This window comes from Serratia sp. CY56464 (genome assembly GCF_052168435.1).
In the GTDB taxonomy this organism is placed as follows: domain Bacteria; phylum Pseudomonadota; class Gammaproteobacteria; order Enterobacterales; family Enterobacteriaceae; genus Serratia; species Serratia marcescens.
Genome location: NZ_JBJNMV010000002.1, coordinates 142951 through 166088, shown reverse-complemented (window position 1 = coordinate 166088; position 23138 = coordinate 142951). Strand labels below are relative to the sequence as shown.

At 59.0% G+C, this 23138-nt stretch carries 23 protein-coding genes; 9 read left to right on the top strand and 14 right to left on the bottom strand.

Annotation, left to right across the window (positions count from 1 at the left end):
• Window positions 1-4: 4 nt before the first annotated feature.
• Window positions 5-787, top strand: coding sequence for a phosphonate metabolism protein PhnP (gene phnP / locus ACJ8KE_RS14435; RefSeq protein WP_079451154.1), 783 nt, complete (start codon window positions 5-7; stop codon window positions 785-787).
• On the opposite strand, the gene ACJ8KE_RS14430 is transcribed toward phnP, so the two are convergent.
• Both ACJ8KE_RS14430 and ACJ8KE_RS14425 read right to left on the bottom strand, forming a co-directional pair.
• Window positions 744-1376 (bottom strand): NAD(P)H-binding protein, encoded by a 633-nt coding sequence (locus ACJ8KE_RS14430; RefSeq protein ID WP_028127579.1) that lies wholly within the window; start codon window positions 1374-1376, stop codon window positions 744-746. The two genes, phnP and ACJ8KE_RS14430, sit on opposite strands and share 44 nt — an antisense overlap.
• A gap of 30 nt (window positions 1377-1406) precedes the next feature.
• A complete protein-coding gene (locus ACJ8KE_RS14425; RefSeq protein WP_015376428.1) occupies window positions 1407-1847 on the bottom strand; it encodes a YhbP family protein in 441 nt (146 codons plus the stop codon).
• 433 nt (window positions 1848-2280) lie between these two features.
• On the opposite strand from ACJ8KE_RS14425, the gene speFL reads away from it, so the two are divergent.
• From speFL to ACJ8KE_RS14400, 5 genes are all read left to right on the top strand, one after another.
• Window positions 2281-2385 (top strand): leader peptide SpeFL, encoded by a 105-nt coding sequence (speFL, locus tag ACJ8KE_RS14420; protein ID WP_004933443.1) that lies wholly within the window; start codon window positions 2281-2283, stop codon window positions 2383-2385.
• 275 nt (window positions 2386-2660) lie between these two features.
• Window positions 2661-4823: an ornithine decarboxylase SpeF gene (gene speF, locus ACJ8KE_RS14415; RefSeq protein WP_442517290.1), complete on the top strand. Its 2163-nt coding sequence runs from the start codon at window positions 2661-2663 to the stop codon at window positions 4821-4823.
• A 62-nt stretch (window positions 4824-4885) separates the two neighbouring features.
• Window positions 4886-6202, top strand: a complete 1317-nt coding sequence (potE, locus tag ACJ8KE_RS14410) for a putrescine-ornithine antiporter (protein ID WP_025305085.1) — start codon at window positions 4886-4888, stop codon at window positions 6200-6202.
• A gap of 500 nt (window positions 6203-6702) precedes the next feature.
• Entirely contained in the window at window positions 6703-7221 is a 519-nt protein-coding gene (locus tag ACJ8KE_RS14405) for a nuclear transport factor 2 family protein (protein WP_004933453.1), read from the top strand.
• Window positions 7222-7357: 136 nt separating this feature from the next.
• Window positions 7358-7654 carry a GIY-YIG nuclease family protein gene (locus ACJ8KE_RS14400; protein ID WP_033634297.1) on the top strand — a complete coding sequence of 99 codons (297 nt, stop codon included), beginning with the start codon at window positions 7358-7360 and terminating at the stop codon, window positions 7652-7654.
• On the opposite strand, the gene ACJ8KE_RS14395 is transcribed toward ACJ8KE_RS14400, so the two are convergent.
• Both ACJ8KE_RS14395 and ubiT read right to left on the bottom strand, forming a co-directional pair.
• Complete coding sequence (locus tag ACJ8KE_RS14395) at window positions 7641-8144, bottom strand: GNAT family N-acetyltransferase (protein ID WP_261420412.1); 504 nt, start codon at window positions 8142-8144, stop codon at window positions 7641-7643. The genes ACJ8KE_RS14400 and ACJ8KE_RS14395 overlap by 14 nt on opposite strands.
• Window positions 8138-8659, bottom strand: coding sequence for a ubiquinone anaerobic biosynthesis accessory factor UbiT (gene ubiT / locus ACJ8KE_RS14390; RefSeq protein WP_028127577.1), 522 nt, complete (start codon window positions 8657-8659; stop codon window positions 8138-8140). Before ubiT ends, ACJ8KE_RS14395 begins: the two co-directional genes overlap by 7 nt.
• A 258-nt stretch (window positions 8660-8917) precedes the next feature.
• Here ubiT and ubiU point away from each other — a divergent pair, with 258 nt between their 5' ends.
• Both ubiU and ACJ8KE_RS14380 read left to right on the top strand, forming a co-directional pair.
• Window positions 8918-9913, top strand: coding sequence for a ubiquinone anaerobic biosynthesis protein UbiU (ubiU, locus tag ACJ8KE_RS14385; RefSeq protein ID WP_072626613.1), 996 nt, complete (start codon window positions 8918-8920; stop codon window positions 9911-9913).
• Window positions 9914-9924: 11 nt separating this feature from the next.
• Window positions 9925-10803 (top strand): U32 family peptidase, encoded by an 879-nt coding sequence (locus ACJ8KE_RS14380; protein ID WP_282677084.1) that lies wholly within the window; start codon window positions 9925-9927, stop codon window positions 10801-10803.
• Between the two features lie 307 nt (window positions 10804-11110).
• Here the strand turns inward: ACJ8KE_RS14380 and ACJ8KE_RS14375 are convergent, their stop codons facing one another.
• The 4 genes from ACJ8KE_RS14375 to ACJ8KE_RS14360 all read right to left on the bottom strand — a co-directional run bounded on the left by ACJ8KE_RS14375 (window position 11111) and on the right by ACJ8KE_RS14360 (window position 14882).
• The gene (locus ACJ8KE_RS14375; RefSeq protein WP_126502204.1) at window positions 11111-11485 is read right to left on the bottom strand and encodes a hypothetical protein; all 375 of its coding nucleotides are present in this window, start codon (window positions 11483-11485) and stop codon (window positions 11111-11113) included.
• 153 nt (window positions 11486-11638) lie between these two features.
• Window positions 11639-12778 carry an ABC transporter permease gene (locus ACJ8KE_RS14370; protein WP_016929316.1) on the bottom strand — a complete coding sequence of 380 codons (1140 nt, stop codon included), beginning with the start codon at window positions 12776-12778 and terminating at the stop codon, window positions 11639-11641.
• On the bottom strand, window positions 12775-13929 hold the full coding sequence (locus ACJ8KE_RS14365; RefSeq protein WP_028127576.1) for an ABC transporter permease: 1155 nt from the start codon (window positions 13927-13929) through the stop codon (window positions 12775-12777). The genes ACJ8KE_RS14370 and ACJ8KE_RS14365 overlap by 4 nt, the downstream gene beginning before the upstream one ends.
• Entirely contained in the window at window positions 13911-14882 is a 972-nt protein-coding gene (locus tag ACJ8KE_RS14360) for an HlyD family secretion protein (protein ID WP_016929318.1), read from the bottom strand. Before ACJ8KE_RS14360 ends, ACJ8KE_RS14365 begins: the two co-directional genes overlap by 19 nt.
• A 232-nt stretch (window positions 14883-15114) precedes the next feature.
• Between ACJ8KE_RS14360 and ACJ8KE_RS14355 the strand changes: the two genes are divergently transcribed.
• A complete protein-coding gene (locus ACJ8KE_RS14355) occupies window positions 15115-16128 on the top strand; it encodes a luciferase-like monooxygenase (RefSeq protein ID WP_033633542.1) in 1014 nt (337 codons plus the stop codon).
• 37 nt (window positions 16129-16165) lie between these two features.
• Here ACJ8KE_RS14355 and yedF read toward each other — a convergent pair whose 3' ends face one another.
• The 6 genes from yedF to pnp form a co-directional block, all read right to left on the bottom strand.
• Complete coding sequence (yedF, locus tag ACJ8KE_RS14350) at window positions 16166-16405, bottom strand: sulfurtransferase-like selenium metabolism protein YedF (protein WP_004933486.1); 240 nt, start codon at window positions 16403-16405, stop codon at window positions 16166-16168.
• Entirely contained in the window at window positions 16402-17616 is a 1215-nt protein-coding gene (yedE, locus tag ACJ8KE_RS14345; RefSeq protein WP_016929320.1) for a selenium metabolism membrane protein YedE/FdhT, read from the bottom strand. Before yedE ends, yedF begins: the two co-directional genes overlap by 4 nt.
• Before the next feature lie 146 nt (window positions 17617-17762).
• A complete protein-coding gene (locus ACJ8KE_RS14340; protein ID WP_004933492.1) occupies window positions 17763-19685 on the bottom strand; it encodes a DEAD/DEAH family ATP-dependent RNA helicase in 1923 nt (640 codons plus the stop codon).
• Window positions 19675-19749, bottom strand: a complete 75-nt coding sequence (yrbN, locus tag ACJ8KE_RS14335; protein ID WP_223182019.1) for a protein YrbN — start codon at window positions 19747-19749, stop codon at window positions 19675-19677. The genes ACJ8KE_RS14340 and yrbN overlap by 11 nt, the downstream gene beginning before the upstream one ends.
• Window positions 19750-19871: 122 nt before the next feature.
• Window positions 19872-20756 carry a lipoprotein NlpI gene (gene nlpI, locus ACJ8KE_RS14330; RefSeq protein ID WP_004933495.1) on the bottom strand — a complete coding sequence of 295 codons (885 nt, stop codon included), beginning with the start codon at window positions 20754-20756 and terminating at the stop codon, window positions 19872-19874.
• Window positions 20757-20884: 128 nt separating this feature from the next.
• On the bottom strand, window positions 20885-23002 hold the full coding sequence (pnp, locus tag ACJ8KE_RS14325) for a polyribonucleotide nucleotidyltransferase (RefSeq protein ID WP_016929321.1): 2118 nt from the start codon (window positions 23000-23002) through the stop codon (window positions 20885-20887).
• Between the last annotated feature and the right edge of the window lie 136 nt (window positions 23003-23138).

Genomic DNA, 23138 nt, shown 5'->3' with positions numbered 1-23138 from the left:
AACGATGCAACTGACCTTTCTCGGCACCGGCGGCGCGCAGCAGGTGCCGGTGTTCGGCTGCGACTGCCCGATCTGCCAACGGGCGCGGCGCGAGCCGGCATTTCGGCGGCGAGCGTGCAGCGCCATGCTCAACTATCAGGGGGAAACGACCTTATTGGATGCGGGATTGCCGGCTTTGGAGCGGCGATTTTCGGCGGGGCAAATTCAACGTTTTTTACTGACACATTACCACATGGATCACGTTCAGGGGTTATTTCCTTTGCGTTGGGGGTGCGGAAATTCCATTCCGGTGTATGGTCCGCCGGATGAACAGGGCTGCGACGACCTGTTCAAACACCCTGGCATTCTGGCGTTTCAGCCGCCGCTGGCGCCCTTCGCCACCGTCGAGCTGGGCGGCATGCGCATCACCCCGCTGCCGCTGCAACACTCCAAGCTAACCCACGGCTACCTGATCCAGGCGGCGGGCGCTTCACTGGCCTACCTGACCGACACCGTCGGCCTGCCGCCGGCCACCGCCGACTATCTGCAGAATGTGGCGCTGGATCTGCTGGTGCTCGACTGCAGCCTGCCGCCTCAGCCGCAGGCGCCGCGCAACCACAACGATCTGACCCGCGCGCAGGAGACGCAGCGGTTGCTGCAGCCCAAGCGCACGCTGCTGACGCACATCAGCCATCATCTCGATCGGTGGCTGCTGGACAACGAGCTGCCCGCCGGCCTGGAGCTGGCGTTCGATCACCTCAGCGTCAGTCTCGGTAGCAATGCAGCCGATCCGATTCCAGCACCCTGACCCCTTCGCCCGGCGTGAACGCCTGCTGCAGCAGCGTTTGCGCCACGTCTTTGGCGGAGACGGCGCGCCATTTGCCGGGCAGCAGCCTGAACAGCGGCAGCGTGAGGCGCTCCATCAGGCGCGGCGCAGGGCGATCCCCCACCAGCATGGAAGGCCGCACCAGCGTCAGGCGCGGCCAGCGCTGTTCGCGCAGCGCCTGCTCCATCTCGCCTTTGGTGCGGTTATACAGGAAGGTGGAATCCGCGTTGGCACCCAACGCGCTCACCACCAGACAGTGCTGTGCCCCCAACCGGCGGCCAGTCAGCGCGCTCTCCACCACCAGTTGGTAATCGACGTAGCGGAAGGCATCGGCGCTGCCCGCCGCCTGGCGGGTGGTGCCCAGGCAGCAGAACACCAGATCGACCGGCTGCTGCAGGCCGCTCAGCAGTTCGAACAGCGCATCACCGACCGGGTTGGTCAGCTTGCCGTGCGGCGGCAGCGGCGTGCGCGTCGGCGCCACAATGGCCGTTATCTGCGGATCGCTTTGCAACAGCTGCAACAATTCGCGCCCCACCAGCCCGGTTGCGCCGACTAACAATGCTCGCGCCATGCGATCTCCCGTTGTAATCAATACGTCGATTTAAAGTATAGACCGCGCCCAATGCAGCTTCTTGCCGAAACCAAGGGTGTTGTCGGTCATCTTCACCTCGTGCAGATCCAACCGCCATACCGAGGCCTTCATCGCCCTGGCGATCGGGAAGCGCTTGCAGTAACGCGCGCGCGCCGCCTCGGCCTCTTCGCCGCTCAGCAGCACCGCCTCGGCGCGGTATTGCACGCCGCGGATCAGCGCGATGCTTTTCGGTTTCGGCGCGATGGTGCCAACCACCCGGCCGTTGTTCAGCATCAGCCCGCCGTGGCGGGTGTGCGGTTCGGTCATCAGCCACAGCGCCATCGTCGCGGCGTCGAACACGTAAAAACAGTTGGCGCACCACATGTCGAGGCCGTCGCCGGCGCACAGCGTCAAGACGTGTTGCTTGCCGATGAAATCCGCAATCTGCTGCCGTTGTTCTGGGGTATTCAAGGTTACTCGCCTCCCTGTTCACTCACTTCATCTTACCCTGCGTTGTTGAAGCGAGTCACAAATAATGATAATCATCAAAAAACAAAATTGAATATAAAAACACAATAAATGCATTTTTATTAACTTAAGCCCAAAGCGGATTTATAACATAAAAAATACAAGGCGGATTTATTTGATCGTTATGCAACCGGTTAATCGAGCGATTTTATTGTTCTCATCCTGACGACACGCAAATTTAGCGCACACGTCCGGCACCGATTAGCAATTTATTTACATACCCAGTTGACTCCCTGAACACGATTTATGCAATTCACTGCATAAATTATGAATAGTTATTTATCAAAACCGGCATTTATGTGACTTTAATCACGATTTTTAGCCCGCCTTGCGTTAAAATAGCGCCATCTTTTCACTCAGCAAGGTGGATTAGAAAATGGAAAACAATAACCGAAAAATGGCGCACATCAGGCGCACAACCCATATTATGATGATGGCTCATCGCAGCTGCTTTAGTTTCGCATTCTTCAACTACAGATAACCCTCACCCCCTCGCTCTTACGCCGTTGTTAAGAGTGTCTTTGCGTTTCACTTTATTCTCCGCACTCCGGTGATAATGTCTTTCCCCCGTAAACCGGGAAGGGAGCGCAATACATTTTTAATACCGTCAAAGAGCCTCCAAGAAAAATAAAACAAAGAACACAGTTAATGTCTTAGGGCATCACTGGGCTCTCGTACACCTTTATTTTCGTGAAGGCGTTAGCGGCAAATGAAATTATTTGCCGGCGGAATGCCTTTGCCTGAAGAATGAGAAAAATGAAAAAACTAAAAATTGCCGCCAACACCCAAACCCTCGGCTGCTTTGAAACTGAACGCGACATCGTCGATGTGCATCACAGCGATTTCAATGACGTCGCCGCCATCGTGCTGTCGGTAGACGACGTCGCGCAAGGCATGGTGGCGCACATCGAAGAACACGGCCTGAACATTCCGCTGTTCGTCGCCGTCTGCTGCGAAGAAGAGCTGGATAACGCCGTCTTGCCGGCGCTGCATGGCGTGTTTGAGCTGTGCGGCAAGAATACCCAGTTCTACGGCAAACAGCTGGAAGCCGCCGCCGCCAAATATGAGAGCGAACTGCTGCCGCCGTTCTTCAATACGCTGACGCAGTATGTGGAAATGGGCAACGCCACCTTCGCCTGCCCCGGCCACCAGGGCGGCGAGTTCTTCCGCAAACACCCGGCGGGCCGCCAGTTCTTCGACTTCTACGGCGAAACGATTTTCCGCTCCGACATGTGCAACGCCGACGTCAAACTGGGCGACCTGTTGATCCACGAAGGCGCGCCTTGCGCCGCACAGCAGCACGCCGCCAAGGTGTTCAACGCCGACAAGACCTACTTCGTGCTCAACGGCACCTCGGCCTCGAACAAGGTGGCGACCAACGCCCTGCTGACGCGCGGCGACCTGGTGCTGTTCGACCGCAACAACCATAAATCCAACCACCACGGCGCGTTGATCCAGGCCGGCGCCACGCCGGTTTATCTGGAAACCGCGCGCAACCCGTTCGGCTTTATCGGCGGCATCGACGCGCACTGCTTCGACGAACGCTACCTGCGCCAGCAGATCCGCGAAGTGGCGCCGGAACGCGCCAACGAGGCTCGCCCGTTCCGCCTGGCGATCATCCAGCTCGGCACCTACGACGGCACCATCTACAACGCCCGTCAGGTGGTCGACAAAATTGGCCACCTGTGCGACTACATCCTGTTCGACTCCGCCTGGGTGGGCTATGAGCAGTTCATTCCGATGATGAAAGACTGCTCGCCGCTGCTGCTGGAACTGAACGAAAACGATCCCGGCATCATCGTCACCCAGTCGGTGCACAAACAGCAGGCCGGTTTCTCGCAGACCTCGCAGATCCACAAAAAAGACAAGCACATCAAGGGGCAGAGCCGCTACTGCAACCACAAGCGCTTCAACAACGCCTTTATGCTGCACGCCTCCACCAGCCCGTTCTATCCGCTGTTCGCCGCGCTGGACGTCAACGCCAAGATGCACGAGGGCAAGAGCGGCCAGCGCCTGTGGCAAGAGTGCGTGCGCGTGGGCATCGAAGCGCGCAAAATGCTGCTGGATACCTGCACGATGATCAAACCGTTCGTGCCGGATCAGATCGACGGCAAGCCGTGGCAGGCCTATGACACCGCGGCGATGGCCAACGATCTGCGCTTCTTCAACTTCGTGCCCGGCGAGAAGTGGCACGCCTTTGAGGGCTATGCCGAGTCGCAGTACTTCGTCGATCCATGCAAGCTGCTGCTCACCACGCCGGGCATCGATACCGCCACCGGCAGCTACAGCGAGTTCGGCATCCCGGCGACCATTCTGGCCAACTACCTGCGCGAAAACGGCATCGTGCCGGAAAAATGCGATCTCAACTCGATCCTGTTCCTGCTGACGCCGGCGGAAGACATCGCCAAGATGCAGCACCTGGTGGCCCTGATCGCCCGCTTCGAGAAGCACATCGAGCAAAACTCCCTGCTCAGCGAGGTGCTGCCTGCGGTCTATAAAAACCACCAGCAGCGCTACAAAAACTACACCATCCGCCAGTTGTGCCAGGAAATGCACGATCTTTACGTCAGCTATGACGTTAAAGAACTGCAAAAAGAGATGTTCCGCAAAAGTTATTTCCCGCGCGTGGTGATGAATCCGCAGGACGCCAATACCGAGTTCGTGCGCGGCAATGTGGAATTGGTGTCGCTGGCCAAGGCCGAGGGCCGCATCGCCGCCGAAGGCGCCCTGCCTTACCCGCCTGGCGTGCTGTGCGTGGTTCCCGGTGAAATTTGGGGCGGCGCCGCGCAGCGTTATTTCTTGGCACTGGAAGAAGGCATCAATTTATTGCCGGGGTTCGCGCCGGAATTGCAGGGCGTTTATATCCAACAGGATGAGGACGGCTGGAACCGCGCTTACGGCTACGTCATGAAAAATTAATCACCTTACGGGGCGGTGATTATTCTCGCCGCCCGGATCGCATCCTAAAAGAGAAAATGATCATGAGTAAGTCCAATAATAAAATGGGGGTCGTACAATTAACGATCCTGACCGCCGTGAATATGATGGGTTCCGGCATAATTATGCTGCCGACCAAGCTGGCCGAAGTAGGCACGATTTCGATCGTTTCCTGGCTGGTGACCGCCGTCGGCTCGATGGCGCTGGCCTACGCCTTCGCCAAATGCGGCATGTTCAGCCGTAAATCCGGCGGCATGGGCGGCTACGCCGAATACGCCTTCGGTAAATCAGGCAACTTCATGGCGAACTATACCTACGGCGTTTCGCTGCTGATCGCCAATATCGCCATCGCCATTTCAGCCGTCGGCTACGGCACCGAGCTGTTCGACACCACGCTCAGCCCGCTCGGGATCTGTATCGCCACCATCGGCGTGCTGTGGCTGGCGACCGTCGCTAACTTCGGCGGCGCGCGCATCACCGGCAAAATCAGCGGCATCACCGTCTGGGGCGTGATCATTCCGGTGGTGGGCATCTCGGTCATCGGCTGGTACTGGTTCAGCGGCAGCGCCTACGTCGCCGCCTGGAACCCGCATCAGGTGCCGACCTTCGAAGCCATCGGCGCCTCCATCTCAATGACCCTGTGGGCGTTCCTGGGGCTGGAATCCGCCTGCGCCAACACCGACGTGGTGGAAAACCCGGAGCGCAACGTGCCGATCGCCGTACTGGGCGGCACCCTCAGCGCGGCGGTGATCTATATCATTTCGACCAACGTGATCGCCGGCATCGTGCCGAACATGGATCTGGCCAACTCCACCGCCCCGTTCGGGCTGGCGTTCTCCCACATGTTCAACCCGACGGTCGGCAAGATCATCATGGCGTTGATGGTCATGTCCTGCGTCGGCTCGCTGCTCGGCTGGCAGTTCACCATCGCTCAGGTGTTCAAATCCTCCGCCGACAGCGGCTTCTTCCCGAAAATCTTCTCCAAGCTGAGCAAGGCCGACGCGCCGGTTAAAGGCATGCTGACCATCGTCGTCATCCAGAGCGGTTTGTCGCTGATGACCATCAGCCCGTCGCTGAACAAGCAGTTCAACGTGCTGGTGAACCTGGCGGTGGTGACCAACATCATCCCTTACATCCTGTCGATGGCGGCGCTGGTCATTATTCAGAAAGTGGCGAAGGTGCCGGACAACAAGGCGCGCATCGCCAATATCATCGCCGGCATCGGCGCGCTGTACAGCTTCTATGCGCTCTACAGCTCCGGTGAAGAAGCGATGATGTGGGGCGCCATCGCCACCTTCCTCGGCTGGACGCTGTACGGCATCGTTTCGCCGCGCTTCGAGCTGGCGGGAAAAAAGGGGTAAAGCGGTAAGGCTCCGGCGGCCGGGGATGGGATTGTGATGGGGTGCAATATCACCTCATCGCAACCCTGGCCAGCAGATGCTCTCTGTCGCCCACGCCGCTCTAGTGACTGGAATGACTCACTCTCTTTCTTACTCTCGGGCTTTATTATCAGTAAATCCAAGCCACCAAGCATAATCCCTGTTCACTACCGCCATTCATAAATAAAAAGCATCAAAACATCATTGATACCGCTTATATAAATCCATTTAAAACAGCGTTCTCGCTTCGTCACCCCATGTGCGCCAATGCCTTAACCATGAATAAAAACCTTATTTAATATGGCGTTAGGATGATTAATGCCGTTTACAGGGACTTTATTTCCCGAACGCCTAAGCACTTTCTATCATCTGCTCTGCTTTCCGGCGGTGCTATGATCATCGTTGATTTACAACCAATCACCGGCTCATCATCGGAATAAACGGCCAATTATTCATCCCGGAAGTCACGTGACGAGGTTTATATGAAAAACAATGAAAAACTCATTGTGAAAGCAGAAGAGACTCAACTGCCAAAAGATGTGGTTTATGCATTCTTGATGAACACGGCAAAGGAAGACGTCACCAATGCCGCCATGCGTCTTATCGATGAAAACGCGGTTTATACTTCCCTGAACTTTGAAAACAAAGAGCTCAAACAGATCGAGCCCTGGGCGGGCACTTCTCAAGGGCGACAGGTTTACATCGATACCTTTTCAAATGTCGGCACTTACTGGGAGATAAACGACTTCACGATCGGTGACATTCTTGCCGACGGAGGCACCGTGGCCGTATTTGGTCAATTCACCTATACCTCAGTAGCGCTAGGCCATCAGTTCACCTCTCCTTTCGCAATAAAAGCGCAGGTCAAAGACGGAAAAATCGTTTATTTCCAGTTTATGGAAGACACCTATGCTTCCGCGGCTTCATTCCGCGTCAGTGGCGAGTGGACAATTCAGCATCATAAAGGGGAAGAAAACAAATTTACCGTGGGTGTAAAATAATCCCTTATCGTCAAGACGGAATAAACAAACCGTTCCGCCAGTGGTGAAATCCATCGTTAAATCGTGACAAAATAGAGATGCCGCGCTTAGCTATGGCGGCCTGATGTCATCTCTACCCTTGCACAGGACCCCAATGATGGACTTGCCCCACTGGTATCTCTATATGCTGCGTTTACCGAGCGGCATGCTGTATACCGGCATCACCACCGACGTGGCGCGCCGCCTGGCGCAGCATCAGGCCGGCAAAGGCGCCAAGGCGCTGCGCGGCAAAGGGGAATTGACGCTGGCGTTTCACTGCCCGGTGGGGGATCGCTCAACGGCGCTGAAGCTGGAATACCGCGTCAAACAGCTGAGCAAAATACAAAAAGAGCGGCTGGTGAATCACCCGCCGCTGTCGTTGGAGTATTTGTTGCCGGGCGCTAGAAGCGATTAAACGGCGCCGAAAAAGCCACTTCGCCACTGACGCCATTCAGGGCGTCTTCCGCCAGCGGATACACCTGGAATGTGCTTTCCGTCTCCGGCCAGCGGCAGTGCAGGCCATAGGCGGCGGCCGGTTTAAAGCCGAAGCGGCCGTAGTAGGCCGGATCGCCCAGCACCACCACCGCGGCGTAGCTGAATTCGTTCAGCGAATCCAAGCCTTCGTACACCAGCTTTTCAGCCAGCCCCTGGCGGCGCAGGCTTTCATCAACCGCCAGCGGCGCCAGCGCCACCCATTGGCGGTCTTCGCCGGCCACGTCTACCGGGCTGAACGCGGCGTAACCCACTACCCCGCCTTCGTCGTCAGTGGCGACCACGCCCAGCGTCAGCAGGCCGTCTTCACGCAGCTGCTGCACCAGATCGGCTTCGTCGTCGCGGCCAAAGGCGCGGCGCAGCAAGGCGTCAATGCCCGCCGCGTCTACCGGGATCTCTACGCGGATCAGCATGATACCGCCACACGGGAAACCGACGCCGTGCCCTCCTGCAGCCCTGCTTCGACAAAATCAGCCAACTGCAGCAGCCCCATGCGCAGCGGCGCAGGCATGCTTTCCAGCTCGATGGCGTCCATCAAATTTTTCACATACAGGCCCAATTCGGTATCCCCTTCAATCTGCAGCCGACGCTGAAAGAACAGCGTATCCGGATCTTGCTTGCGCGCCGCGATCAGGATCAGATCGTTGGCGTCGCCGCTGAAGCTGACGTCCGCTTCGGCGTGCTGGCTGACCACCAGTTTGTCGTTTTCTACCGTCATAAACCAGTGTAGCGCCAGATCGCGAACTTCGATCTTCAACCAGCGCGATTCGAGAAATTCCAGCTCGCCATCCGCCAACGCCTGGCGGAACTGCCAGCTCAGCACCTGTTGCAGCAACTGGCGCTGCAGGGCGAACGGCGTGAATTTCAGCGGGATGCGCAGCAGCGACGGCCCCTGGCGCACAAGGCGTGCTCGTAGTTGTTCCAACACGGTCATCCACTCCTTTCAATACGGACTACCGCTATTTTGCCACACTGGCGCGCGGCTTCAGCGGTCTATATCAACAAATAGTGCATTTCACCGCCATGTTTATCAATACGCCATAAGCTGCCCCAAATCAAAACCTGTGTGCGCCCCTTTGCCTAAAATGGCCTCCCCGATTCGCGTTTGCCGGCGGAACACCGCCGCCGGCAACCTTTAAAGACAGCGTGCGCCCGGCCGGGCGTACGGCTAAGCCAGGATAAATCTATGGAGCTGCTTTGTCCCGCCGGCAACCTGCCGGCCCTGAAGGCCGCGGTGGATAACGGCGCCGATGCCGTTTACATCGGGCTGAAAGACGATACCAACGCGCGCCACTTCGCCGGCCTCAACTTCACCGAGAAAAAGCTGCAGGAAGCGGTCGATTACGTGCATCGCCACGGCCGCAAACTGCATATCGCCATCAACACCTTCGCCCATCCCGACGGCTACGCCCGCTGGCAGCGCGCGGTGGACATGGCCGCCCAACTGGGCGCCGACGCGTTGATTCTGGCGGATCTGGCGATGCTGGAATACGCCGCCCAGCGCTACCCGCAGCTGGAACGCCACGTTTCGGTGCAGGCTTCCGCCACCAATGAGGAGGCGATCCGTTTCTACCAGCGCAACTTCGAGGTCGGCCGGGTGGTGCTGCCGCGGGTGCTGTCGATGCACCAGGTGAAACAGCTGGCGCGCACCAGCCCGGTGCCGCTGGAAGTGTTCGCCTTCGGCAGCCTGTGCATCATGGCCGAGGGGCGCTGCTATCTCTCTTCCTACCTGACCGGCGAGTCGCCGAACACCGTCGGCGCCTGTTCGCCGGCGCGCTTCGTGCGCTGGCAGCACACCCCGCAGGGCATGGAGTCGCGCCTGAACGACGTGCTGATCGACCGCTACCAGGACCATGAAAACGCCGGTTACCCGACGCTGTGCAAGGGCCGCTATCTGGTGGACGACGTTCGCTACCACGCGCTGGAAGAGCCCACCAGCCTCAATACGCTGGAGCTGCTGCCGGCGCTGCTGGCCGCCAACATCGCCTCGGTGAAGATCGAAGGCCGCCAGCGCAGCCCGGCTTACGTCAGCCAGGTGGCGCGCGTCTGGCGCCAGGCGATAGATCGTTGTCAGGCCGATCCGGCCGCCTATCGCGCCGACGCCGCCTGGATGGAGACGCTGGGCGCGATGTCCGAGGGCACCCAAACCACGCTGGGCGCCTATCACCGCAAATGGCAGTAGCCGGAGGAAACATGAAATACGCACTCGGGCCGGTACTCTACTACTGGCCGAAAAACGACATCGCGGCGTTCTATCAACAGGCGGCGGAGAGCAGCGCCGACATCATTTATCTCGGCGAGAGCGTCTGCACCAAGCGGCGCGAGATGAAGGTCGGCGATTGGCTGGCGCTGGCGCGTGAAATCGCCCGCAGCGGCAAGCAGGTGGTGATCTCCACGTTGGCGCTGCTGCAGGCGCCGTCCGAACTGAATGAGCTGAAACGCTATGTGGAGAACGGCGAGTTCTTGTTTGAAGCCAACGATCTGGGCGCGGTCAACATGGCGGCGGAGCGCGGTCTGCCGTTCGTCGCCGGCCATGCGCTGAACTGCTACAACGCTTATACCCTACGCCTGCTGCGCCGCCAGGGCATGGTGCGCTGGTGCATGCCGGTCGAGCTGTCGCGCGACTGGCTGGCCAACCTGCTGACGCAGTGCGACGAACTGGGCTTCCGCCACGATTTCGAAGTGGAGGTGCTGAGCTACGGCCACCTGCCGCTGGCCTATTCGGCGCGCTGCTTCACCGCCCGCTCGGAAAACCGCGGCAAGGACGAGTGCGAAACCTGCTGCATCAAATATCCGCAGGGTCGCATGATGCGCTCGCAGGAGCAGCAGCAGGTGTTCGTGCTCAACGGCATCCAGACCATGAGCGGCTACTGCTATAACCTCGGCAACGAGCTGCCGAGCATGCAAGGGCTGGTGGACATCGTGCGGCTATCGCCGCAGGGCGCCGAGACACTGGCGCAAATCGACGCCTTCCGCGCCAACGAGTATGGCGAGCAGCCGCTGACTTTGACCGACCACACCGACTGCAACGGCTACTGGCGCCGCGTGGCGGGGTTGGAGTTGGTGTCTTAGCGAGGACAGTGCCGGCGGCGGACGCTGCCGGCACTGTTTATTTATCAAGATTAATGCGGTCATTTCCACCGTGGAACCAATGGAATAAACTTACACACATCAGGCAGCAGCTTCTGATACCAAAATACGTGAAAACCGCGATGGCCGCATCTACCAAATGTTCTCCGTATGAAATAATACTCAATGAGGAGAACGAGATAAGTAACATACTCAACGTTAGCGCCATCATATTACAAAGCGGGTTTAAAAGACGCCTATTAACCATAACCCACCCTCTATTTTTGACACTCTAAAAGCGATTGACTCATCACCAGCGACATTGCCCATTAACGCTATTGGCGTTTTTATTCCCGCCCAAGGCACCACCGTTATTCTTATTATTCCCGGCTGGGCTGTTATCTGCGCAAGAGACCGCCCCCATTAAGCCACCGGCAACGGCCATTCCGACCATCCCAGGCGGGCCGCCGGAAAAACCGGTAAATGCGCCAATGATAATGCCCATTCCAACCTGATTGGCACAAGAGTTTGGCGCACCTCTGCTTGGCCTATCACGATCGCCGCCGTTATTTCCATCGCCACAACCGCCAATCAGTTTCATCTCATCAAATGTAAGCATTCTTATTGTTGACATATTATTCCATCCTTTAAATAACACGTTATAGATAAAATTAACGTCAACCATTAACTCCCTAAGCAGGTCGACAATTACAATTACCAAAGTCAAAATAAGAAATCAAATTAAAATAAGAGTGAACATCCCACTAAATAAATCACCTTAACCATATCAATAATACGAAATAATAAAGGCACCGAAAATGGCGCCTTTATTTATCCCCTACGCCCGCCGCTTCCTGAACATCCCGCGCAGCGCCACGCTGTTGCGCAAGAAGGCCACGCCGAAGCCCAGCAGGGTGTAGACCACGCCGAGTATCAACATCATCACCACATCGCCCCACACTTCATTCAGCGACAGCCCCATCTGGTTGACGCCGGCGATCGCCTTGGTGCCCCAGGTGGAGGGAATGCTGTACGAGATGGCGCGCACCCAGGCCGGCATCGACTGCAGCGGCCAGATGGTGCCGGACAGGTAGAAGACCGGCGTCGTGATGAACGCCAGCGTGAGGTAGATCATCTCGACGCTGCGCAGGCACTCGGTCACCAGCTTGCCCAGCCCCAATACCGCCAGCAGGAACGGGAAGGTCAGCAGCAGCAGTTCGGCGATGTTCGCCGTCTGCCTATAGCCCAATACCCACGGCCACAGCACGAACAGCACGATCGACAGGAACAGCCAGATCGGCAGCAGCGCCGTCAGCCCGCCGAGGTGCGCCGCCAGCGGCGCTTTGCCGCCGGGCATGCTCTTCATGGCGATATTGACGCGGATACAGGCGATCAGCAACGAGTGCTGCAACAGCATCACCAACAGCCCGGGGAAGATGATCGCCGCGAAGCTGATGCCGGGGTTGAACACGTCCAGCGTTTGCCCCAGTATCGGCGTCAGCAGTATCTGCGCCTGCCGTTCGCTGAAGCCGCTGCGCAGCAGCAGCCCGTTGTTGTACTCCGTCAGCAGCTGCTGATAGGCCGCCACCACGTCTTGTTGGATCTGGCCGTTAGCCAGGCGGTTGGTGGCGTCGCCGTAGACCGGCACCACGATGTTCTGCCCGCTGAGAATTTTCTTCTCCAGATCCACCGGCATGATGATCACTGCAAACAGCTTGCGCCAGCTGAGATCGCGCTGCGCCTGTTCCAGGCTGTCGTAGGTTTCAATCGCGATCTTGGAGGTGGCGTCCAGTTGGCGGATCAGCTGCCGGCTGGCGGTGCTGTGATCCTGATCGACCACCCCCACCGGCAGATCCCAGACCGTGCGGTTGGCGTACACCAGGCTCATGATGCACAGCGACAGGATCAGCATCAGCCACACCGGCCGCTCCAGCATGCCGAGCAGCACTTTAACGAAGGTTTGCCAATAGAGCTTCATCCGGCGTTCCCCTCTTTTGCCAGCCGCGCCGGCAGGCGATTGCGCACCAGCAGCGCGGCCACCAGCGGATAGACCGCCAGCAGCGCGCACACGCTGAAGATGGCGCTGGCGTGCACCTGCCGCAGGAAGACGTCGAACATCGCGTACAGCGCGTGGGTCAGCGGTTCGATGTTGGAAATGATGCGCGCCGGCAGCGGCATCGACAGCTCAGGCACCGCCATACCGGAGAAGGTCATCGCGATACTGACCAAAATACCGATCAGGCTGTAGGCGGTGATGGTGCTGCCGGTAAAGGTGTACAGCAGCAGGCCGATGCTCTGCGCCGCCATCACATAGAACAGGCCAATCATCAGCATAAACAGCGGGTTGCCGCTGACGCGGGCGTCAAAGATGCCCACCAGCGCCGCGATCTCGACCATCAGCAGGGTGGTGAAACACAGCGTGTACGGCGCCAGCTTGCCGAGCAGCGCCAGGCTGAACGGCTTGGCCTGCAGCAGCGACTTGCTGCGCGCCAACACATAGATCATGCAGGTCACCGCGAACAGCTGCAGCAGGTGGATGGTGGCGGCGAACTGCTGGTAATAGATATAGCTGCCGCTGGCGTTGAACAGGCTGCCGTAGGAGAGCGTCACGTCCGCCAACGGCGGCAGCGTTTTGCCCATCTCGGTGGCGATGATGCTGCGGGTGCTGGCGTTGATTTCGTTCATCAGGCCGCCGAAGTCCTGAGTGGAGTACAGCCCGGCGCCGTAGAACAACGCATTGTAGTACATCACCACGCTCGGCTGTTTGCCCGACAGCGCGTTGGCCTCAAGATCCGGCGGGATATACAGCAACGCGTAATCCTGCGCGCTGCGCAGGCGGCTCAGTGACTCCGGCAGCCCGCCGCCGTAAGCCTCGACGTGGGCGTGCGAACCGGCGTCCAGCCGGCGCGTCAGCGATTTGGACAGCGGGCTGTGATCGCTGTCCACCACCGAGACCGGCAGATCGAGCAGCGTGCCTTCGGAGAAGTTGCTGCTGATCAGCGCAAACAAGATCAGCGGAAAGATCCAGCTCAGCCAGTGCACCACCGGGCTGCGAAAGGCGACGCGACACTCTTTGTCGAACGCGTGACTGAAGCAGCGCCAGCCGGCCCTTACTCTTTCCATTGCCATAAGGTGCTCATCCCCGGACGCAGGCCGTCCACCGGCTGTGACGGATACAGGCGCACTTCGAAGGTTTTCAGGTCGAAGTCGCCGGTGGCGCGGGTGGCGCGTTTGGTGGCGTAATCCCCCAGCGGCGCGATGTAGCGCACCTCGGTGTCGATCATTTTGTCCTTCAGCGCCGGCACCCGCAGCTTGACCTTGTCGCCTTTGCGCACGTGGGCCAGGATGTCTTCACGCAGGTTAAACACGAAGTAGGCGTCCGGCACCCGGATCAACGTCACCAGCGGGCTGCCGGCGTTCAGCAATTCGCCCACTTCGGCCGGGATCGGCCCCACTTCGCCGTCCACCGGCGCTTTCACCTGCAGATCGTCGCTCTGCGCCTGGACCTGCAGCAGGTTCTCTTCCGCCGCCCGCAGCGCCGCCGCATATTGCTGCCGCTGCTCGACGCGGTCGCCGTTGATGCCTTCATCCAGGTTGGCCTTGGCGGCCTGCACCTGCTGGAAGGCGGTGTCGCGCGACCGGCGCGAAGCGTCCAGCTCGGACTTCGAGATATAGCCCTTGCCGGCCACGCTCAGGTTACGGTTGTAGTCGTTTTGCGCATTGCGATACTGCGCCTCGGCCTGCGCCAGGTTGGCGCGCAGGTTGCGGATGCTCTCTTCACGGGTGCCGTGCAGCGACAGCTCGAGCTGCGCTTTGGCCTCGTCGCGCGTCGCCTGCGCGGAACGCAGCTGCGCCATCAGTTCGGGGCTGTCGAGTTGGATGATCAGTTGGCCGCTTTTCACGTCGTCGCCGCGTTCGATCAGGCGTTCAACGACTCGGCCTTTCGCCTTGGATGCGACGATCACTTCGGGGGCATCCACTTCACCCTGCAGTAACAGATCCTGATTGTGCGCGCGGAACAGGATCGCCAATGCGATCGCCGCCAACATCAGCAACAGGGTAAACAGCGTCTTTTTTTTCATTATGTCAGCTCCCGGAACGGTAAGCGGCGGGCGGGGATCATCATTTCCATGTCTCAAATTGCTCCAAAAAACACCATTGCACTCATGAGGATATCACAAGCACATATCTCCTCTTTTATAACTATAAATTGGATTATGCTTTTAACACTAAAAAGCATCTTTTTTTCGGCCTTTTAGTATGCAGACTCCTGCAATCGCCCTTTAAGCGATCCACTCTCTGATGGACGATGTCATGACTGAACACACTGCCGTACCGCTTTCGGTACTGGATTTATCGCCAATCCCGCAAGGGGCCAAGGCGCGCGACGCTTTCCACTGTTCGCTGGATCTGGCGCAGCACGCCGAACGCTGGGGCTACCAGCGTTACTGGCTGGCCGAGCACCACAATATGACCGGCATCGGCAGCGCCGCCACCTCGGTGCTGCTGGGCTATCTGGCCGCCGGCACCCAGAGCATTCGCCTCGGCTCCGGCGGCGTGATGCTGCCGAACCATGCGCCGCTGGTGATCGCCGAGCAGTTCGGCACGCTGGAGTCGCTCTACCCCGGCCGCATCGATCTGGGGCTGGGCCGCGCGCCCGGCACCGATCAACGCACCATGATGGCGCTGCGTCGGCACCTGTCCGGCGACGTGGATACCTTCCCGCGCGACGTGCAGGAACTGCAAAACTACTTCTGCGATGCGCAGCCCGGCCAGCCGGTGCAGGCGGTGCCGGGCCAGGGGCTGCATGTGCCGCTCTGGCTGCTCGGCTCCAGCCTCTATAGCGCGCAGCTGGCGGCGCAGCTCGGCCTGCCGTTCGCCTTCGCTTCGCACTTCGCTCCGGATATGCTGTTCCAGGCGCTGCAGCTGTACCGCGAGAACTTCAAACCCTCCAAACAGCTGGCGCAGCCGCACGCTATGGTGTGCGTCAACGTGATCGCCGCCGACAGCGACCGCGACGCGCGCTTCCTGTTCAGCTCGATGCAGCAGCAATTCATCAATCTGCGCCGCGGTTCGCCCGGCCCGCTGCCGCCGCCGGTGGATAACATCCACGCGCTGTGGACCGCCGGCGAGCAGTATGGCGTCGAACAGGCGCTGCGGATGTCGATCGTCGGCGATGAAAAAACGGTGCGTCACGGGCTGCAAACGCTGCTGCGTGAAACCGATGCCGACGAGATCATGGTCAACGGCCAGATCTTCGATCATCAGGCGCGGCTGCGTTCGTTCGAGATCGTCGCCGGGGTGAAGGGCGACATCGTGAAGGGCTAAAAAACGAAAAGGCGGTGGGAACCCCACCGCCTTGGCATTAACGCTGGATCAGATAGCGGATGGTCGGCCCGTCCTGCTGGATATCCAGCACCTTGTAGCCGTGGTTGCGCGCATCAAGCGGGATGTTGTTGATCGACTGCGGGCAATCGCTGATCACCTCCAGGATCTCTCCCGGCTTCAGCTGCGGCATCGCCTCCAGCGTCGCCACCGCCGGGTACGGGCAAGGCTCGCCCAGCATGTCCAGCCGGTAGTCCGGCACTATCGTCGTCTCTTTCATGGCATGCTCCTCAAGTTCACCACCTGCGCCTCAGGCCGGGCGCGGAAAAAGCGTTTCTCCCACCACAGCATGGCGGCGAAGGCCAGCGCCAGCAGCAGGTAAGTCACCAGCAGGCCGCCGATCGGGCCGAAGGTATCGAGCAGGTTGATCTTGTCGTAATCGGTCGCCAGCGCCGGCGCCAGGTCGTCCCAGTAATAGGCCAGCAGCGTAGCGCCGATGATGTTGCCCAGCCCCACCCACCAGTAGTGCACCTGCCCTTCCACCGCACGGTACATCCAACCGGTCTCGCAGCCGCCGGCCAGCACGATGCCGAAGCCGAACAGCAAACCGCCCAGCACCGCATTCGGGCCGGCCCACATGATCTTCGGCGCCACGCCGAGCTGCACATAGCTGAAGATGCCGATGGCGCTCACCGCCATGCCGATGATGATGGCTTTCGCCATGTGGGTGCGGCCGGTGATCCACAGATCGCGGAACGCCGAGGTGAAGCAGATCTGCGCGCGTTCGATCAGCAGGCCAAAGCCGATGCCGAACAGCATGGCGATGCCAAGCTTCGGCGCATCGAACAGCGTCCACAGCGACCAGGCCACCGCCAGGCCGAAGACGGCCATGCCCAGCCGGAAGCGGCGGCGCGCCTGCTCAGGCTTCTGCGTCAGCGGCGCGGCGGCCTTCACCTTTTGCAATTTGACCGGAATGCGGAACATCGGCAGCAGCGTGAATTTGGCGCCGAAGTAGGAGCCGGCGGCAGTCGCCAGCGCGAAGAACCAGGCGTGCAACGAGAACTGCGGAATGCCGGTGAAGAATGCCGCCAGGTTGCAGCCCATCGCCAGGCGTGCGCCGAAGCCGGCGATGATGCCGCCCAGCAGCGCCTGCACGATGCGAATGCGGTGCTGCGGCTGACGCAGTTTGATGTTGTTGGCCCACAGCGCGGCGGCGATGCAGCCGGCGAACATGCCGATGATCATGCGCCCGTCGATGCGCTCCAGCGGCGTGCCCTGCAGGCCGATGACCTTGAAATAGCCCCACTGCTCGGGATGCAGGCCGAACCACTGCAGCACATGGCCGCCCCAGCGAGTGAATTCGCCGGTCACCGCCCAGAAGGTGCCGGTCATGCCGAAGTAGTAGGTAGAAAGGATCCCGGCGGCGATCACCGCCGGCAGCGGCGCCCAAAAGCGCACCAGGTATTGAGATTTAAACTGCTGCCAACTCATGGCATCTCCCGTGCATATCATCCGTAAGAAAAAACCTTATGAATGATACGCCATTCAGGGGCGTTTGACGGCAACTTTCAGGCATAAAAAAACCAGCCCGCAGGCTGGTTTTTCAGAGCGCTTCACCGCGAACGGCGAATCAGCGATTATGCGTCGCCGAAACGACGACGTGGTGCCGCCGGTGCGCCATCATCACGGCGTGGCGCCGGCTTGCCGTCGCGGTTGTAGTTGCCGCCACGACGCTCGCCGCCGTTACCGCCTTCACGACGTTCGCCGAAGGAGCGACGCGGGCCGCCTTCACGACGTTCGCCGTTGAACGGACGACCGTTGCCGCGACGCTCGCCACCGTTGCCACCGTCACGACGCTCGCGACGTTCGAACGGCTGTGCATCGCCCAGCAGCTGCATGTTCATCGGCTTGTTCAGGATGCGAGTGCGAGTGAAGTGATTCAGGATCTCGCCCGGCATGCCTTTTGGCAGCTCGATGGTGGAGTGGGAAGCGAACAGCTTGATGTTGCCGATGTAACGGCTGCTGATGTCGCCTTCGTTAGCGATAGCGCCAACGATGTGACGCACTTCTACGCCATCGTCACGGCCCACTTCGATGCGGTACAGCTGCATTTCGCCAACGTCACGACGTTCGCGACGCGGACGATCGCCGTCACGGCTGTCGCGGCGATCGCCACGGTCACCGCGACGATCGTCACGGTCGTTGAACTCGCGGCGCTGACGCGGTTTGAAGACCGGATCCGGCGGCAGGATCAGCGGACGTTCGCCCTGAGCCATTTTCAGCAGCGCTGCGGCCAGGGTTTCCATATCCAGCTCTTCTTCCGGCTGCAGTTTGGTCAGCAGTGCACGGTACAGGTCCAGATCGCTGCTTTCCAGCTGCTGTTGAACTTTCGCGGCGAACTTGGCCAGACGACGCTCGCCCAGCAGTTCTGCGTTCGGCAGTTCCACTTCAGGGATGGTCAGCTTCATGGTGCGTTCGATATTGCGCAGCAGGCGGCGTTCGCGGTTTTCCACGAACAGCAGCGCGCGGCCGGCGCGGCCCGCACGACCGGTACGGCCGATACGGTGAACGTAAGACTCGGAGTCCATCGGGATGTCGTAGTTGACAACCAGGCTGATGCGCTCAACATCCAGGCCACGGGCCGCAACGTCGGTCGCGATCAGGATATCCAGACGACCGTCTTTCAGACGCTCCAGAGTCTGCTCACGCAGCGCCTGGTTCATGTCGCCGTTCAGCGCGGCGCTGCTGTAACCGCTGCGCTCCAGCGCTTCGGCCACTTCCAGGGTCGCGTTCTTGGTACGGACGAAGATGATCGCCGCGTCAAAGTCTTCGGCTTCCAGGAAACGCACCAGCGCTTCGTTTTTACGCATGCCGTAGACCGACCAGTAGCTCTGGCTAATGTCCGGACGGGTGGTCACGCTGGATTGGATGCGCACTTCCTGCGGCTCTTTCATGAAGCGGCGGGTGATGCGACGGATCGCTTCCGGCATGGTGGCGGAGAACAGCGCGGTCTGATGTTCAGCCGGGATCTCAGCCATGATGGTTTCTACGTCTTCGATAAAGCCCATGCGCAGCATTTCGTCGGCTTCATCCAGCACCAGACCGCTCAGATTGGAGAGGTTCAGGGTGCCGCGCTTCAGGTGGTCCAGCAGGCGGCCTGGGGTACCCACAACGATTTGCGGGCCCTGGCGCAGAGCGCGCAGCTGCACGTCGTAACGCTGGCCGCCGTACAGGGCTACCACGTTGACGCCGTTCATGTGTTTGGAGAAATCGGTCATCGCTTCGGCAACCTGAACCGCCAGTTCACGGGTCGGCGCCAGCACCAGGATCTGAGGTGCTTTCAGGTCTGCCTGCAGGTTGTGCAGCAGCGGCAGCGAGAACGCTGCAGTTTTACCACTACCGGTCTGCGCCATGCCCAGCACGTCGCGGCCGTTCAACAGGTGAGGAATACACTCAGCCTGGATCGGAGATGGTTTTTCATAGCCCAGATCGTTCAGGGCGGAAATGATTGGAGCAGACAGCCCCAGATCAGCAAAAGAGGTTTCAAACTCAGTCGTCATGTACACGTGCCTCATTAATAATGGCAGCCAGTCTACATAACTCGTCGAGAAAATTTTCAGTCATTTTCATTGAAAAGTGTGAACCGGCTCAAATTAGATTATAAAACGAACAAAAAAGCCCTCGCCCGTGAAGGCGATAACTTTGGTTAAAAACCAATGTCCATCAGGCTGATAGGTGTTCGTCAGCTATTGCTGGTCCGATTCCGATAGGTCGTCTTGCTCTTGGCCCAAAAGCGCCAATTCCAACAATGCATAGCGGTGCTCAACGAAGTTGTGAACGTTGTTAGACACCGTCAGTTTGAACAGCGCCGAAGCGGTGTCCTTGTCCCCCAGACTCAGGTAGTGTTTACCCAAATAGAAGTCAGTTTCACTGAGATGCTCAGCGAGCGAAGTGTTATCCGTTGCATCTGCCTTGAGGCGTTCCATCAGCGTTTTTTCGCTGATCTTGCCCAGGTAGAATTCGACAATATTCCATCCCCATTGCCCTCTGTCCGCTTTGTCATAGCGCTGCTGAAGCGCTACCTCGGCCTTCTTGGGATCGATTTCTCTCTCCACCAGATACAGCCATAACGAACGGAAGGGATCGTTTGGGTCGTCTTGATAAAACGCCTGCAGATCATCCTGCGCCAACGGGAAGCGGCCGCCATAATACAGTGCGATGCCCCGGTTTAAACGCGCGTAATTGTAAGTTGGATCAAGCTCTAGTACAGAATCAAACGCTTCATAGGCAGCATCAAAATTGCCTGCCTGCGTTAAGTAAATGCCCAGGTAGTTGAAAACTTCCGGCATGTCGGGACGTATCGCCAGCGCCTGCGAGAAATCATTGCGCGCTAATGCACGTAACCCGAGGCTATCATACAGCACACCGCGCTCATATAAAAGCTGTGCGCGTTCGTCATCCGTCAGTGCCCGGCTGGCAAGAATTTGTTCCATGCGCGCCAGGATCACTTCCTGCTGCAACGTTGGCTGCAACGGGATTGCCAAAACTTCGTCTTTACGCCAATCATGGTTGCTGCATCCTGCCAGCATGAGTGCTGTCGCAACGTAACACCAGCGCAAGAAAGGCTTCATTTCCCACTCCCGAAGACAAACATTGGATGAACGTCCTGTCCTCCGTTTGCTAAAACGCGGGCATCCTACCCGCGCGATACGAACAGCTCCCAACCCCGTGGCGGGGAGCTGTAAAACTATCTATACAGTTATTCTGCTTCAGGCGCAGGTGAACCCGCTTCCGGCGCCATCGCTTCTTTGATGCTCAGACGCACGCGGCCCTGACGGTCAACTTCCAGTACCTTAACCGGCACTTCCTGACCCATCTGCAGATAGTCGGTCACTTTCTCAACGCGCTTGTCGGCGATCTGAGAAATGTGCACCAGGCCTTCTTTACCACCGCCGATAGCGACGAATGCGCCGAAATCAACGATACGGGTCACTTTACCCTGATAGATACGGCCCACTTCGATCTCTGCCGTGATCTCTTCGATGCGACGGATAGCGAATTTCGCTTTCTCACCGTCGGTCGCAGCGATTTTAACTGTACCATCATCTTCGATTTCGATGGTAGTGCCAGTCTCTTCGGTCAGCGCGCGGATAACGGAACCGCCCTTACCGATCACGTCTTTGATTTTATCCGGGTTGATGCGGATAGTATGAATGCGTGGTGCGAATTCGGAGATATCGCCGCGCGGAGTGCTGATAGCCTGTTCCATCACGCCCAGGATGTGCAGACGCGCGCCCTTGGCCTGGTTCAGAGCCACCTGCATGATTTCGCGGGTGATGCCTTCGATTTTGATGTCCATCTGCAGCGCGGTGATACCGTCGCGGCTACCGGCCACTTTGAAGTCCATGTCGCCCAGGTGATCTTCGTCACCCAGAATGTCGGACAGAACCACATAGTTGTCGGCTTCTTTCACCAGGCCCATCGCGATGCCCGCAACGGCAGCCTTAATTGGCACACCGGCGTCCATCAGCGCCAGAGACGCGCCGCACACGGAAGCCATGGAAGAAGAACCGTTGGATTCGGTGATTTCAGACACCACGCGAACCGTGTACGGGAAATCTTCCGGTTTAGGCATCATAGCCAATACGCCGCGTTTCGCCAGGCGACCGTGACCGATTTCACGACGCTTAGGAGAACCGACCATGCCGGTTTCGCCTACGGAGTACGGAGGGAAGTTGTAGTGGAACAGGAAGCTGTCGGTCTTCTCGCCCATCAGCTCGTCCAGGTTCTGTGCGTCGCGCGCGGTGCCCAGGGTCGCGGTAACCAGCGCCTGAGTTTCGCCACGGGTGAACAGCGCGGAACCGTGGGTGCGCGGCAGTACGCCGGTGCGCACGTCCAGGCCACGGATCATGTCTTTTTCACGGCCGTCGATACGCGGCTCGCCACGCAGTACGCGGCTGCGCACCACGTTTTTCTCGACGGTGCCCAGGATGTCCTGGATTTCGCCGGCGTCCAGCGTCTCGTCCTGCGCCAGCAGGGTTTCAACAACGCTGTCTTTGATCGCGTCAACCTGAGCGTAACGCTCTTGTTTTTCGGTGATGTGGTAAGCGTCGCCCAGGCGAGCTTCGGCCAGTTCAGCCACGCGCGCGTGCAGCGCTTCGTTGACCGCAGGCGCCTGCCAATCCCACTTCGGTTTGCCCGCTTCGGCAACCAGCGCGTTGATGTTTTCGATAACCACTTGCTGCTGGTCATGGCCGAACACCACGGCGCCCAGCATCTGGTCTTCGCTCAGCACGTCCGCTTCGGATTCAACCATCAGCACCGCGCCTGCAGTACCGGCAACCACCAGATCCAGACGGCTTTCTTTCAGTTCGTCAGTCGTTGGGTTCAGTACGTACTGGTCGTTGATGTAACCTACGCGCGCGGCGCCGATTGGGCCGTTGAACGGAATACCGGACAGGCTCAGGGCCGCAGAAGCACCGATCATCGCAACGATGTCCGGGTTCACCTGCGGGTTAACGGAAACCACGGTCGCAATCACCTGAACTTCGTTCAGGAAGCTGTCCGGGAACAGTGGACGGATCGGACGGTCGATCAGACGGGAAGTCAGCGTCTCACCTTCGCTCGGACGGCCTTCGCGACGGAAGAAGCTGCCCGGGATGCGGCCGGCGGCGTAGGTACGCTCTTGGTAGTTAACGGTCAGCGGGAAGAAGCTCTGGCCCGGCTTGGCTTTTTTCTGGCCAACGACGGTAACGAATACGGCGGTGTCATCCATGCTCACCATAACGGCGGCGGTGGCCTGACGCGCCATCATACCGGTTTCGATGGTGACGGTATGCTGGCCATACTGGAATTTGCGAATGATCGGTGTCAGCAAAATTATATCCTTGATTAACGGCGCGCAATCGCATTGACGACTCGACACGCCTGTGACTCGATTTGCCTTCTCACTACATCCTCGCGACTAATGACAATCCTTATCTCAGGCGGGAGATAAAGCCTCTCATTAGCCG

Excerpts from the sequence above, each read along its gene's own strand:
- phnP (WP_079451154.1), top strand. The coding sequence starts at position 5 with ATGCAACTGACCTTTCTCGGCACCGGCGGCGCGCAGCAGGTGCCGGTG.
- ACJ8KE_RS14430 (WP_028127579.1), bottom strand. The coding sequence starts at position 1,376 with ATGGCGCGAGCATTGTTAGTCGGCGCAACCGGGCTGGTGGGGCGCGAA.
- speFL (WP_004933443.1), top strand. The coding sequence starts at position 2,281 with ATGGAAAACAATAACCGAAAAATGGCGCACATCAGGCGCACAACCCAT.
- speF (WP_442517290.1), top strand. The coding sequence starts at position 2,661 with ATGAAAAAACTAAAAATTGCCGCCAACACCCAAACCCTCGGCTGCTTT.
- potE (WP_025305085.1), top strand. The coding sequence starts at position 4,886 with ATGAGTAAGTCCAATAATAAAATGGGGGTCGTACAATTAACGATCCTG.
- ACJ8KE_RS14405 (WP_004933453.1), top strand. The coding sequence starts at position 6,703 with ATGAAAAACAATGAAAAACTCATTGTGAAAGCAGAAGAGACTCAACTG.
- ACJ8KE_RS14400 (WP_033634297.1), top strand. The coding sequence starts at position 7,358 with ATGGACTTGCCCCACTGGTATCTCTATATGCTGCGTTTACCGAGCGGC.
- ACJ8KE_RS14395 (WP_261420412.1), bottom strand. The coding sequence starts at position 8,144 with ATGCTGATCCGCGTAGAGATCCCGGTAGACGCGGCGGGCATTGACGCC.
- ubiU (WP_072626613.1), top strand. The coding sequence starts at position 8,918 with ATGGAGCTGCTTTGTCCCGCCGGCAACCTGCCGGCCCTGAAGGCCGCG.
- ACJ8KE_RS14380 (WP_282677084.1), top strand. The coding sequence starts at position 9,925 with ATGAAATACGCACTCGGGCCGGTACTCTACTACTGGCCGAAAAACGAC.
- ACJ8KE_RS14375 (WP_126502204.1), bottom strand. The coding sequence starts at position 11,485 with ATGGTTGACGTTAATTTTATCTATAACGTGTTATTTAAAGGATGGAAT.
- ACJ8KE_RS14370 (WP_016929316.1), bottom strand. The coding sequence starts at position 12,778 with ATGAAGCTCTATTGGCAAACCTTCGTTAAAGTGCTGCTCGGCATGCTG.
- ACJ8KE_RS14365 (WP_028127576.1), bottom strand. The coding sequence starts at position 13,929 with ATGGCAATGGAAAGAGTAAGGGCCGGCTGGCGCTGCTTCAGTCACGCG.
- ACJ8KE_RS14360 (WP_016929318.1), bottom strand. The coding sequence starts at position 14,882 with ATGAAAAAAAAGACGCTGTTTACCCTGTTGCTGATGTTGGCGGCGATC.
- ACJ8KE_RS14355 (WP_033633542.1), top strand. The coding sequence starts at position 15,115 with ATGACTGAACACACTGCCGTACCGCTTTCGGTACTGGATTTATCGCCA.
- yedF (WP_004933486.1), bottom strand. The coding sequence starts at position 16,405 with ATGAAAGAGACGACGATAGTGCCGGACTACCGGCTGGACATGCTGGGC.
- yedE (WP_016929320.1), bottom strand. The coding sequence starts at position 17,616 with ATGAGTTGGCAGCAGTTTAAATCTCAATACCTGGTGCGCTTTTGGGCG.
- ACJ8KE_RS14340 (WP_004933492.1), bottom strand. The coding sequence starts at position 19,685 with ATGACGACTGAGTTTGAAACCTCTTTTGCTGATCTGGGGCTGTCTGCT.
- nlpI (WP_004933495.1), bottom strand. The coding sequence starts at position 20,756 with ATGAAGCCTTTCTTGCGCTGGTGTTACGTTGCGACAGCACTCATGCTG.